This is a genomic window from Alkalimonas cellulosilytica, assembly GCF_036325985.1.
GTDB lineage: Bacteria > Pseudomonadota > Gammaproteobacteria > Enterobacterales > Alteromonadaceae > Alkalimonas > Alkalimonas cellulosilytica.
Window position 1 is genome coordinate 113578 of the sequence record NZ_JAUHLI010000009.1, and the last position, 12843, is coordinate 126420.

Here is a 12843-nt window from a genome sequence, read left to right on the forward strand (position 1 = left end):
TTAGCTTTTCCCCAAACGCTCCAGCAATAACTGATTTTCCCGCTCGATATGGCGGTAAAAGGCCAGATCAGCCAGCTTGCTGGCAGCCGCTTCATCCAGCACCACCACCGCATGCTGATGCAGCTGCAGGGCCGAGGCCGGGCAGGCGGCGCTTAGCGGCCCTTCCACCATAGCTTTGACTGCATCGGCTTTGGTTTCACCGGTTGCCAGTAGCAGTACTTTGCGGGCATCTAAGATGGTGCCGATCCCCATGGTAATGGATAAGTGCGGTTGGTACTCACCTTCGGTAAAAAAGCGGGCATTGTCGTCGATGGTGGCCTGGGTCAGGGTTTTGACCCTGGTGCGCGAGCGCAGGCCAGATGAGGGTTCATTAAAGCCAATATGACCATTGCGGCCAATGCCAAGCAATTGCAAATCAATACCACCGGCGGCTTCAATAGCTGCCTCGTAGTCGTGGCAGGCAGCGATGGGGTCGGGGGCATCGCCCGGCGGTACATGAGTGCGCTCCGGAGCAATATCAATTAAACCAAACAATTGCTGCTGCATAAAATAGCGGTAGCTTTGCGGATGCTCGGGCGACAGGCCCAGGTATTCGTCCAGATTAAAACTGGTTGCTTTGGCAAAGCTCAGCTCGCCCGCCTGGTAGCGGGCAATCAGCTTTTGATAGAGCGCAACCGGAGTTGAGCCAGTGGCCAGGCCCAATACAGCGTCGGGCTTTTTATTCAGCAACCGACTGAACTGATCGGCACCGTACTCAGCAACGGCATCGGCATTGGGCTGGATCACAATCTGCATAACGGCTTCCTGTGTGGTTGGCAGCAAAGCCAGCTGTTAACCACTGGCTGATTTTTATGCGGCTAACATAGCAGAAACCAGGCCATATGACAACGTTGTCATATGGCCTTTCCGAGGCAGAAGCGTTTATTTCTCGGCAGGACCTGCTGCGGTAAAACGAGCCAGCGGAGCCATGCGAGCCCGGTTTAACGTCAGACTATCGTCGGTCAGGTTAAAGTTATCAAAGCTTTGCAGGACTTCGGAAAACTCCGGCTCGATGGTATCCTGCATACAAGCCATCTGAGTCATGCCAATACCGGATAAACGAAGCCGCATTTGCCCGGTATTTAGCTCATAGCTGCCAAAAAAGCGGTTGCAGCCGGCATTGCCATAAACCCGTGGCTCTGTGCTGCTAAAAACGATGTAGGCCGGGTTATTGGCTGACAGTGGCTGACCCATCAACTCGGTCAGTTGCCAGCGTGTCCCTGCCAATGGAGCAGAGGCAAGCTCTGCCGGAGGCGCTTTGTGCAACTGGTACTGCTCAGCCAGTTCACCGGTGATGCGTTGACCCGCCATATCCAGTTGCCACAGTCTGTTTTCACCGACAAAGAATTGATCGCCTCCCGGCTGTGGCCGTTGCAGCTGGATGATTTGACCGCTGCTATCCCATTCAAAAGTGCCTTGCTCACGAAATACTTGATTGGATTTGCCCAGATACTGGCTTTCCAGTTGATAACGGCCATCTTGTTGCAAGGTTAATTTGGTTTTGATGCCTTCGCAATCGGCGCAGGGCAATACGCCCTCATAGCGACCATCCCAGTCCAGTGCATTGCGGCTATTGTGGGCCGCGTCAGCCACCGCAGCTGTGGCACCATTGTCAGCACTTAAAGACACATCGGGCTCGGCACAACCGAGCAATAGCATGCTGGCTACTAGAAAGCTTGCTGGTAAATAGTTCATCGCATCGTCCTCAATTGCTCTAAAAAACCAGTTCAGTATAGGCTGGCTCTCTGAATCATCCCTGAATTAAGGGAATCTAAACTAACGCCGGATCTGAAAGTCCTGCCATTCATCAGTGGGTAAATCTTTATCGACATCAATTGTGGTTACTTCTGCCCCGGCAGGGCCTTGCCAGCACCATTCCAGCAGTTGTTGCAATTGATCGGGCATACCCTCTGCCACGACCTGCACCCGGCCATTGTCCAGGTTCTGGCAGTAACCGGTCAGGCCCAGCATCCGGGCTTGTTGCTGGGTAGAGGCGCGGTAAAACACGCCTTGCACTTTGCCATGGATCAGCAGTTGCCAGCGTTCGTGGTGCATGGAGCCTCCATTCATACTCTGTTGGACACTGAAGTATAGATTAGCCTGTTTGGCAAGCGTGGCAAAGCAGCAAATAAAAACGGCAGCCGATGGCTGCCGTTGCATGGGAAGCCGTGGGGTTAGTGGCGGAAGTGACGCACGCCGGTAAACACCATGGCCATGCCGTGCTCATCGGCAGCGGCGATCACTTCGGCATCGCGCATCGAGCCGCCTGGCTGGATCACCGCAGTAATGCCGGCAGCAGCGGCCGCATCGATGCCATCACGGAACGGGAAGAAAGCATCGGAAGCCATCACTGAGCCTTTCACTTCCAGCTGTTCATCAGCCGCTTTGATGCCGGCAATTTTGGCGCTGTACACCCGGCTCATCTGGCCGGCACCAACACCGATGGTCATGCTGTCTTTCACATACACAATGGCGTTGGATTTGACGTACTTGGCTACTTTCCAGCAGAACAACAAATCGCTCAGCTCCTGCTCAGTGGGCTGGCGCTTGGTCACTACTTTCAGATCGCTGGCGCTGATGCTGGCCTGATCACGGTCTTGCAGCAAAATACCACCATTGACCTGCTTGATATCAACAGCCGGGGCTGGGGTGCTAAAGGCGCCACACACCAGCAAACGGACATTTGGCTTGCTGCCAATCACCGCAACAGCCGCTTCGGTTGCTGCCGGAGCGATAATCACCTCGACAAACTGGCGATCAATGATGGCCTTGGCGGTGGTCTCATCCAGTTCGCGGTTAAAAGCGATGATGCCACCAAAAGCGGAGGTTGGATCAGTCTGGTAAGCACGCTCATAAGCAACCAGAATGTTGTCGCCAATGGCCACACCGCAAGGGTTGGCGTGTTTTACGATGACACAGGCCGGCTCACTAAACTCTTTCACACACTCCAGCGCCGCATCGGTATCGGCGATGTTGTTGTACGACAACGCCTTGCCTTGCAGCTGGGTGGCGGTGGATACCGATGCTTCCTGGGCTGCCGGGTCTACATAGAAAGCCGCTTGCTGGTGGCTGTTCTCGCCGTAACGCAAATCCTGCTTTTTCACGAACTGGCTGTTGAAGGTGCGCGGGAAACGGCTGGCCGGCTCGGCCGGGGTGTCATAGGCTGGCAGCATGGCACCAAAGTAATTGGCAATCATGCCGTCGTACTGAGCGGTGTGTTCAAACGCAGCAATGGCCAGGCTAAAGCGAGTGGCATGGGTGGTGCCGCCCTGATGCGAACGCATTTCTGCCAACACGGTCTCGTAATCACCGGCATTGACGATAATGGTCACATCTTTGTGGTTTTTCGCCGCTGCGCGCACCATGGTTGGGCCACCGATGTCGATGTTCTCGATGGCGTCTTCTAAGCTGCAATCTTTGTTGGCGACGGTTTTCGCAAAAGGATACAAGTTCACAGCAACCAGATCGATGGCACCGATGCCATGCTCGGCCATGACTTCTTCGTCCTGACCACGGCGAGCCAGAATGCCACCATGCACTTTCGGGTGCAGGGTTTTGACGCGGCCAGCCATGATTTCCGGGTGACCAGTGTAGTTGGATACTTCCTGTACTGGGATACCATGCTCAGCCAGCAGTTTGGCGGTGCCACCAGTGGAGAGGATTTCCACCTGCATTTGATGCAAAGCGCTGGCAAATTCAACAATACCGGTTTTGTCCGACACACTCAGCAGTGCACGACGAATGGGGCGATAGGTAGTCATGTTTGTTTCTCTGTTGCTTAAACGGGGTGATTAAAAATGAAAAAAGCACCTTGCGGTGCTTTTAAGCAGGGGCCGGGGCCCCTGCGTCAGTCTCAGCTCATGCCGTACTGTTTTAACTTTTTCCGCAGTGTACCGCGGTTAATACCCATCAGGTTGGCAGCACGGGTCTGGTTGCCACGGGTATATTTCATCACTTCCTCCAGCAAAGGACGCTCCAGCTCAGACAATACCAGCTCGTACAGGTCGTTGACGTCCTGACCATTCAGCTGTTGCAGGTAGTTAGCAACGGCTTTTTGCGCAGCGGTTCTCAGCGCTTGTGGTTTTTCCTGAGACTGCACATGGGCATTGGTGATAAAAGGCGAAGAAACAGTTTCATTAAACATTGCGATTCTCTTTACTTAAGTTGCTGCTAGTTGATGAAAATACATAGTTAACGCTGCCAACTGCTGCTCGGGCAGTTCGATGGCGTTGAATTCTCGGCGAAATGCACCGGCAGCATCATGTTCGGCCAGATACCAGCCAACATGTTTGCGCGCGATGCGTGGCCCCAAGTGCGGGCCATAGAGCTGGTGCAGTCCCTGCACATGCTCTTGCAAAATGGACTCGACCTCCGAAAGCTCAGGGGGCGCTAATTCTTGCCCTGTGGCCAGGAAGTGAACCACTTCCCGGAAGATCCAAGGGCGACCCTGAGCCGCTCGACCAATCATAATGGCGTCTGCGCCGGTGGTATCAAGCACCATTTTGGCTTTTTGCGGTGAGGTTACATCACCATTGGCAATCACCGGTAAGGTGATTGCCTGTTTGATGGCGCGAATTGTATCGTATTCTGCGTCCCCTTTGTACATACAAGCGCGGGTACGGCCATGAACCGCCAGCGCCTGGATGCCATTGGCTTCGGCAATACGGGCAATTTCCACCCCATTCTTGTGATCCGGGTGCCAGCCAGTGCGGATTTTCAGCGTGACTGGCACCGACACGGCTTGGACCACGGCCTGGATGATCTGTTCCACCAATTGCGGGAATTGCAGCAGCGCAGAACCAGCCAGTTTTTTATTCACTTTCTTGGCTGGGCAGCCCATATTGATATCAATGATATCGGCGCCCAGCTCCACATTGTACTGCGCGGCTTCGGCCATTTGTGCCGGATCGGCACCGGCAATCTGCACCGAACGGATGCCACTTTCAGCCTGATGCGTCATGCGCTTTTGCGATTTCTCGCTTTGCCACACCAGCGGATTACTGGAGAGCATTTCCGATACGGCCAGGCCGGCACCAAAACGGCGGCACAGTTGACGAAAGGCGACGTCCGTTACCCCCGCCATCGGAGCACAAATCACATTGTTCGGCAGTTGATAGGGACCGATTCGCACTTTTTCGTCCAGCTCGCACAGCTCTTACCCTCAGGGGGCGCAAGTTTACGGATTTTTGCCCGCCTTGCAAAGGCTAATATTTAAACAATTCTGAAATTTATTAAGCCCTGAAGCCTTGACAAAAGCTAACTGCTTGAATTTTAGCCTGCATCGGGACTGGCCTGACCGGGTGATAAAAAAGGCGCTACCCAAAGGCAGCGCCAATATCCAACACTCAGGAACAGAGGTGCAGGAAACAGGGAGGGTTAGTACCCTTTAGTGATCATGATGATCGTCGGCTGGTTCAGCCACACCCAGCCAGGTGATCAGTGCCGGCTCGAAATCCAGCGCAATGCGCTCAACCGTCAGGCTGTGCAGGTCGACCACCACCAGCTGTTTGGCAACCGGATCAGTCAGGTAGATGGTTTCATTTTGTTGATTCACCGCAATGCGTGGCCTGTTGTTGTTGTCGATGCTCTCAATCAGCGCCAGGCTGTCTTTCAGGGCAAAGTCTGCATCCCAGTCAAACACATGCAGAGTACCGCTGCTGTCTAATACCGCATAATGCTCACCATGTGCATCTACTGCTGAAGCAATGCGCGTGACTTCGCTATCACCACGCCAGTCCAGCTCACGCATGGTGCTGTGCACAGCGTCAATGATCCAGATGGCCTGGCCAGCATAGCCGATGACTTCATGCTGGTGCTTATGGCCGCTGAAGCTGCCAATACGACCAGTTAAACCATCGGCATTGGCAATTTTGCTGGCTAAAAATTGAGTACCGCGTTGCTCTACCAAGAGTACACCGTCGGCGCAGCCAAATAGGGTGTAATCTTCAATCGAGTAACTGCCATGCAGGCTGGCGCAAGGCTCGTTAAAACGAATTTCAAAATCGTAGTGATCATCGTGGCGATGGTACAGCTCAACCTGGCTTGGTAGTGTCGTGGCTGTGCCCGCTGCCCGATAGGTAGTCAGCAGATAGTCACCCCGCACTTCGGCCGTGCCATGCTGGTTGATATCCAGCGTCAGGCTGGCACCAATGCGGCCATGGGCCAAGTCATCATCACTGAATACGAATACTGCAGCGTTTTGCTGAGGATCGGCGTAGCCATCATAAAACAGCGCAGCCAGGCCTTCATGCGCTTCGTAGTGGGTGGGCGCCGGCCCTGTCAGTTCAAAGCTCAGCATAGCTGGCGCCTGTACGTAGTCGTGCATATGATCGCCATGATCTTCCTGCCACTGGCCGCCATCGAGAATTTGCGTACTATTTTCGCTGCGTTGATTCAACAGTGCAAAGCGAAACCCCGGGCTGGCATAGAGTTGGGATACTTCATGCTCGGTTTCCAACTCAGCGATGATTTCGTTTTCATGCAAATCAAACACATAGACATGGTGATGATCGTGGTCATGGCTATGATCACCGTCATGGTGTGGCGCTGCGGTGATAACCAGACGGCCGCCTTCCGTGCTGTGGTGGCCGTGGTCATGATCGTGATCATGGCCATGATCATGAGGATCATCAGCCACGGTATCTTGGTAGGTGTGGCTGTCATTACAGCCCGTTAACAATAAACCACTGGCCAGGGCCAAGGTGGCAGCCAAAGGAAAAGAAGTTGAATTGCGCACAGCAAATCTCCGGTGTTGTGTTGTGATTTGTTATAACATAACATTAAACCGGCGAGTCTGACTAGCCTGTTGGGCTCGAATTTTAAGCTGTTGAGCGGTGATCGGAGTTGTATTCCGAGCCAGGGAAAACGGTGTTTCTCCTGGCAACTGGGCGAAACGGCATGGATGCCGTTGCAGGATGGAAGCGAATCAGTTCAGTTTACGGGCGCTTAGTCGCACCCATTCGTCTTGCTCGACCACAGCATCGAACTCAAAACGGTCACGATAGGCCGCTATCACCTGCTCGGCCTGTTGAGGTAAAATGCCGGACATCACCAGGCTACCACCCGGACGGACATAAGCTGCAATCACTTGATTCAGCTCGGCCAAAGGGCCGGCCAGAATATTGGCCACCACCACATCGGCACTCAGGTTGGGCTGGTCTTTCGGTAAATACAGCTCCAGTTTATCGGCTACTTCATTGCGTTCGGCATTGGCTAGACTTGCCTGAATCGCCTGCGGATCGATATCGATGCCGACAACGCGCTTAGCGCCAAGCTTTAGCGCCGCTATGGCCAAAATGCCGGAGCCGCAGCCAAAATCCACCACGGTTTGCTCGGGCTCGATATGTGCGTCCAACCATTGCATGCACAGTGCTGTAGTGGGATGGGTGCCGGTGCCAAAGGCAATACCCGGGTCCAGCAGCACATTGATGGCTGTTGGATCAGGAATGTCGCGCCAGCTTGGGCAAACCCAAAGCCGCTCGCCAAACTGAATGGGGTGGAAGTTATCCATCCATTCGCGTTCCCAGTCTTTGTCTTCCAGTTGCTCCAGCTTGTAGTTTAAACCCTGTTTAAACAAAGCAGTTTGCTGCAGTTTATCCAGCACGGTCTGCATCGGATGATCGGCCTCAAACAAGCCCATCACTGTGGTGTCATGCCAATACAGCACCTCGCCGGGGAGGGGCTCATAAATGGGCGTATCTTTGCTATCAATAAAAGTCACGGCCTGGGCTCCCCAGCCAATCAGCATATCACTGACTTGTTCGGCATGGTGTTCGGTGGTTTGAATTCGCAGTTGGATCCAGGGCATGGCGGTTCTCATGGTTCAGCTGTAAAAGCAGTATTCTATCATCTGCTTGCAGCAAAACCGAAAAAAAGCAACGTGACAAAGCAAAACAGGCCCCGCAGAGCCTGTTTTGAAAAGGAGAACTCCCGGCTTATAAACCGAGCTTCTTTTCCAGATAATGAATATTGGTGCCGCCAGCGCAGAAACCAGCATCATTCATAATGTCTTTGTGCAGCGGGATATTGGTTTTGATCCCACCCACCAGCAGCTCAGACAGCGCATTGCGCATTTTAGCTATTGCCACTTCGCGGGTGTCGCCGTAGGTGATCAACTTGCCAACCATCGAATCGTAGTTCGGTGGCACGGTGTAATCAGCATAAATGTGCGAGTCCCAGCGAACCCCGAGGCCACCCGGTGGATGGAAGCGGGTGATGGTACCCGGCGACGGAATAAAGGTGGCTGGATCTTCGGCATTGATCCGGCATTCAATGGCATGACCACGAATCACAATGTCTTCTTGCTTGATACTCAGCGGCAAGCCAGAAGCAATGCGCAGCTGCTCTTTAATCAGATCGACACCGGTGATCATTTCCGTAACCGGGTGCTCCACCTGAATACGGGTGTTCATTTCAATAAAGAAGAACTCGCCGTTTTCAAACAGGAACTCGAAGGTACCGGCACCACGGTAGTTCATCACCTTACAGGCTTCGACACAGCGGCCACCAATGAAATCACGCAGCTTCTGGTCAATGCCCGGAGCTGGCGCTTCTTCCACCACTTTTTGGTGACGGCGCTGCATCGAGCAGTCACGCTCCCCCAGGTGAATGGCATGGCCCTGGCCATCGGCCAGTACCTGAATTTCGACATGGCGCGGGTTTTCCAGGAATTTCTCCATGTAGACCATGTCGTTGCCAAAGGCGGCTTTGGCTTCGGCTTTGGTCATTTCAATCGAGCTGACCAGTTCGGCTTCAGAGCGCACCACCCGCATGCCGCGACCACCGCCGCCGCCAGCAGCTTTGACAATGATCGGGTAACCGATGCGATTGGCAATGGCTTTGTTTGTGGCGGCATCGTCACCGACGGCACCATCAGAACCCGGCACACAAGGTACACCAGCTTTTTTCATCGCTTCAATGGCAGATACTTTATCGCCCATCAGACGAATGGAGTCGGGACGCGGGCCAATAAAGACCAGGCCACTTTCTTCCACTTGCTGGGCAAATTCAGCATTTTCTGCCAAAAAGCCGTAGCCCGGGTGAATGGCCTGGGCATTGGTGACTTCCGCGGCTGCAATCAGGGCAGGGACATTCAGGTAGCTTTTTGGCGAAGGCGCCGGACCGATGCAAATGGTTTCATCGGCCAGCAGCACATGCTTCAGATTACGATCGACCGTGGAGTGTACGGCGACCGTCTTGATCCCGAGCTCTTTGCAGGCGCGCAGAATACGCAGTGCAATTTCGCCCCGGTTGGCAATCAAGACTTTTTCTAACATAGGATTGGCCTTTTTCGCTTATTCGATGATAACCAGTGGTTGGTCAAACTCTACCGGCTCGCCGTCCTGAACCAGGATTTCTTTTACCACACCAGCCTTGTCGGACTGGATCTGGTTCATCATTTTCATGGCTTCAACGATGCACAGAGTATCGCCGACTTTCACGCTTTGGCCGACCTCGATAAATGGCTTGGAGGTTGGCGAAGGCGAGCGGTAGAAAGAGCCTACCATGGGTGAGCGTACCCGGTGGCCTGAGGTTTCCGCCGGTGCACTGGCAACGGCTGGTGCTGCCGCTGGTGCTGCTGCCGGGGCAGGTGCAGCCATAGGGGCTGGTGCCGCCGCATAGTGGATTTGCTGTGGTGCTGTGCTTTGACGGCTGATGCGAACCGATTCTTCGCCTTCGGTGATTTCCAGTTCAGAGATACCGGACTCTTCAACCAGCTCGATCAGTTTCTTAATTTTTCTAATGTCCATAAAGATTTAACCTGTCATTCTAGGTGGATGGATTGGATTGCGTAAAAGACACTGCCGCCTCAATGGCAAAGCGATAGCCTTGTGGCCCCAGGCCACAAATCACACCTTTGGCAATGTCCGAAAGATACGAGTGCTGCCGGAATGGTTCGCGGGCATGCACGTTGCTCAAATGGACTTCAATGCAAGGAATGGCCACAGCCAGCAGGGCATCACGTAAAGCCACACTGGTGTGAGTAAAAGCACCGGGGTTGATGACAATAAAGTCAATCTGGCCCAGGCTCTGGTGAATGCGGTCGAGCAGTTCATGCTCGGCGTTGCTCTGAAAGTGGCTAAGCTCCACATTCAGGCTTGTGGCATAATCCTGCAGCTGTTGCACCAGTTCAGCCAGGCTTTGCGAACCATAGACTGAAGGCTCGCGCACACCCAGCATGTTTAGATTGGGGCCATTTAACAACAGAATCCGCGTTTTATTCACCATAAGCTGCACATTTCCTGCACGTTCACGTTATTTCTCTGCATTATGCCTGAAGCGGCCAGAATAAACAGCTGCCTCGGGCTAGATGCGTAAATAACGCGCGCTTGGTTTCGATTTAACGGCTTATTATAGTGAAATCGTGACAAATGGCAGCAAAATACTGGTCTAATCAGCAGGAAAAGACCAGTTTGTTGCGATGAAGCTGCCCTCTATGCCAGCATGGCAGCGCGATCCGACCTGGCCGTTACTCCAGAATGGCTGCTAAGTGACGGGCAAAGGGGCGGGCCGCCATAAAGCCGGTGACACGGGATTGTGTCATTTCTTTCCCATCAGCATCAAAGAACAGCAGCGTAGGCAGGCCCAGCACCTGGTAGCGATCCAATAATTGCTGATTGGCCCGGGTCATGCGGGTGACATCAATTTTCAGCAGCACCATTTGCTGCAAGTAGGGCTGTACTTGCTCGGCCGGAAAGGTCAGCAGCTCGAACTCTTTGCAGGCCACGCACCACTCCGCGTACAAATCCAGTAATACCACCTGGCCATTGGCTTTAGCCTCGGCCAGCGCCTGATCCAATTCTGCCTGATCGGCTACCAGCCGGAATTGGCCCGGGGTTTGTTGCCCTGCAACAGTTGTTGCCATCGAAGGGCTGGCCGATTGAGGCCACAGCAGTTGCACATTAACCAGTACAGTTAAAATCAGCAGCAATTGCGCTGGTAGCCAGAGCGCGCTACGGGCTTTGGCATTGCTGAGCTGCTGCGATACATAATGCAGGTACAAGGCGGCAGACAAGGCAAGTACCGAGCCCAGCAGCAAAGTCACCCAGCCGGGCACAAAACGATCCAATAACCAGACCGGCACCGCCAGTAGCAAAAAGCCGAAGATATTTTTCACCGCATACATCCACTGGCCGGCTTTAGGCAGCAGCTTAGCGCCCGAGCTACCCAGGATCAGCAGTGGCAAGCCCATGCCGAGGCTGAGTACATAGAGCGTAATGGCACCGCGCAACAGATCGCCACTTTGCGCGACGTACAGCAGGGCGGCAGTCAAGGGGGCTGTCGTACAAGGGGAGGCAATCAGGCCGGATAAGCTGCCCATCACAAAAGCGCCCTTGGCCGAGCCACGTTGTTGTTTGTTGCTGATGGCCGCCACTTTGGCCTGCCAGGCGCTGGGTAGACTAAAATTCAGCGCACCAAACATGGCAAGAGCCAGCAGCACAAACAGCAGACTGACCAGCACTAATATCACCGGGTGTTGCAACATGGCCTGAAAACGTACCCCCAGGCTGGCAATCACTAAACCGAGCAAGGCATAGGTGAGAGCCATGCCCTGTACATAGGCAAAGGACAGGCTGAAAGCTTTCTTATGGGATAAATCCTTGCCCTGACCGACAATAATGCTGGATAAGATCGGGTACATCGGAAACACGCACGGCGTAAATGCCAGGCCAAGGCCCAGGACGAAAAATACTCCCAGCGTCAGTAAAAAGCCGGAGCCTGCCAGGCGCTCGGCCAGGGTATTCTGGCTGGATACCGGTGCAGAGGAAGCGGTTGCAGCGCCATTGCCAGCATCAGCGGCTAAGCCACCTGCAGCCTGGCTCAGAGGCACCGTTTTGGTGGTGGGCGGGTAGCAAAAGCCGGCTTCAGCACAGCCCTGATAACGCACCCGTAACTCGGCGTCCTCGCCGATATCCGATAAAGGCAGACGCAAAATCACCTGATGGTAGTAGACATCGGTCACACCGAAGAATTCGTCTTCAATGGTCATGGCCGCCGGGTAGCTTGGGTGTGAGAAGCTAACCGCAATGCCGGCAAACTTGAATTGCTCTTTGTACAGATAATAGCCGTCGGCAATGGTCCAGCTAAGCAGCAGCTCATCGTCCTGTTGGCGAAAATCAAACTGAAAGGCCTGATCGACCGGTAAAAAGCGTGACGACTCACCGGTAATGGCAGCCAAGACACTCTCATTAGCCTGGGCCGGCAACAGCGCCAGCCAGCACAACAACACGCCAGTCAATAACGATCGTAACATCTATCGGCTCTCTTCTTGGTTTCAGGCAGGTCAGGCTATACGCTGCCCGACAGGTTCCGGTCTTGTTCGAAGCGATACAATACCAGTTTGCTGCTATCATTAGCAAAATCTGTTGTCACGCCGATTTCTGCAGAAAATTTTTTTAGCCTCCCCCTTGGATTCAGTTTTTGCTTGCCCCATATACAGCGCAACCCATTTTAACAACCCATGTTAAAACGCAAACTCGCTTTAGGAGATAGAGCATGAATATTCGTCCTTTACATGACCGCGTCATCATCAAACGTCAGGAAGCTGAAACCAAGTCAGCCGGTGGCATCGTTCTGACTGGCTCTGCCGCCGAGAAATCCACCCGTGGCACCGTAGTTGCTGTTGGCAACGGCCGCATTCTGGATAACGGCGAGGTGAAAGCGCTGGATGTCAAAGTTGGCGACACAGTGATTTTCAACGATGGTTACGGCGTTAAGACGCAAAAAATTGATGGTGAAGAAGTGCTGATCGTCAGTGAGAACGATATCCTGGCTGTAGTTGAAGCCTAATCAATCATTGCACTA

13 protein-coding genes are annotated in these 12843 nt (G+C 53.7%); 1 reads left to right on the forward strand and 12 read right to left on the reverse strand.

The window, feature by feature from the left end; translation table 11 throughout:
• The 12 genes from nagB to QWY20_RS10575 all read right to left on the reverse strand — a co-directional run bounded on the left by nagB (position 1) and on the right by QWY20_RS10575 (position 12292).
• Positions 1-795 carry a glucosamine-6-phosphate deaminase gene (gene nagB, locus QWY20_RS10520; protein WP_330128971.1) on the reverse strand — a complete coding sequence of 265 codons (795 nt, stop codon included), beginning with the start codon at positions 793-795 and terminating at the stop codon, positions 1-3.
• A 126-nt stretch (positions 796-921) separates the two neighbouring features.
• Positions 922-1734: a copper resistance protein NlpE N-terminal domain-containing protein gene (locus QWY20_RS10525; protein ID WP_330128972.1), complete on the reverse strand. Its 813-nt coding sequence runs from the start codon at positions 1732-1734 to the stop codon at positions 922-924.
• 81 nt (positions 1735-1815) lie between these two features.
• Positions 1816-2094: an acylphosphatase gene (locus QWY20_RS10530; protein ID WP_330128973.1), complete on the reverse strand. Its 279-nt coding sequence runs from the start codon at positions 2092-2094 to the stop codon at positions 1816-1818.
• Between the two features lie 119 nt (positions 2095-2213).
• On the reverse strand, positions 2214-3800 hold the full coding sequence (gene purH / locus QWY20_RS10535) for a bifunctional phosphoribosylaminoimidazolecarboxamide formyltransferase/IMP cyclohydrolase (RefSeq protein WP_330128974.1): 1587 nt from the start codon (positions 3798-3800) through the stop codon (positions 2214-2216).
• 92 nt (positions 3801-3892) lie between these two features.
• Complete coding sequence (gene fis / locus QWY20_RS10540; RefSeq protein WP_330128975.1) at positions 3893-4183, reverse strand: DNA-binding transcriptional regulator Fis; 291 nt, start codon at positions 4181-4183, stop codon at positions 3893-3895.
• A gap of 15 nt (positions 4184-4198) precedes the next feature.
• A complete protein-coding gene (gene dusB, locus QWY20_RS10545) occupies positions 4199-5170 on the reverse strand; it encodes a tRNA dihydrouridine synthase DusB (RefSeq protein WP_330128976.1) in 972 nt (323 codons plus the stop codon).
• Positions 5171-5425: 255 nt separating this feature from the next.
• Entirely contained in the window at positions 5426-6775 is a 1350-nt protein-coding gene (locus tag QWY20_RS10550; protein WP_330128977.1) for a hypothetical protein, read from the reverse strand.
• 189 nt (positions 6776-6964) lie between these two features.
• A complete protein-coding gene (prmA, locus tag QWY20_RS10555; RefSeq protein WP_330129053.1) occupies positions 6965-7846 on the reverse strand; it encodes a 50S ribosomal protein L11 methyltransferase in 882 nt (293 codons plus the stop codon).
• 127 nt (positions 7847-7973) lie between these two features.
• Positions 7974-9314 carry an acetyl-CoA carboxylase biotin carboxylase subunit gene (gene accC, locus QWY20_RS10560; protein ID WP_330128978.1) on the reverse strand — a complete coding sequence of 447 codons (1341 nt, stop codon included), beginning with the start codon at positions 9312-9314 and terminating at the stop codon, positions 7974-7976.
• Between the two features lie 18 nt (positions 9315-9332).
• The gene (gene accB / locus QWY20_RS10565) at positions 9333-9788 is read right to left on the reverse strand and encodes an acetyl-CoA carboxylase biotin carboxyl carrier protein (RefSeq protein WP_330087314.1); all 456 of its coding nucleotides are present in this window, start codon (positions 9786-9788) and stop codon (positions 9333-9335) included.
• Positions 9789-9807: 19 nt separating this feature from the next.
• Positions 9808-10266 (reverse strand): type II 3-dehydroquinate dehydratase, encoded by a 459-nt coding sequence (gene aroQ / locus QWY20_RS10570; RefSeq protein WP_330128979.1) that lies wholly within the window; start codon positions 10264-10266, stop codon positions 9808-9810.
• A 241-nt stretch (positions 10267-10507) separates the two neighbouring features.
• Complete coding sequence (locus tag QWY20_RS10575; RefSeq protein WP_330128980.1) at positions 10508-12292, reverse strand: protein-disulfide reductase DsbD; 1785 nt, start codon at positions 12290-12292, stop codon at positions 10508-10510.
• 242 nt (positions 12293-12534) lie between these two features.
• Here QWY20_RS10575 and QWY20_RS10580 point away from each other — a divergent pair, with 242 nt between their 5' ends.
• Entirely contained in the window at positions 12535-12828 is a 294-nt protein-coding gene (locus QWY20_RS10580) for a co-chaperone GroES (protein ID WP_330128981.1), read from the forward strand.
• The last annotated feature ends 15 nt before the right edge of the window (positions 12829-12843 follow it).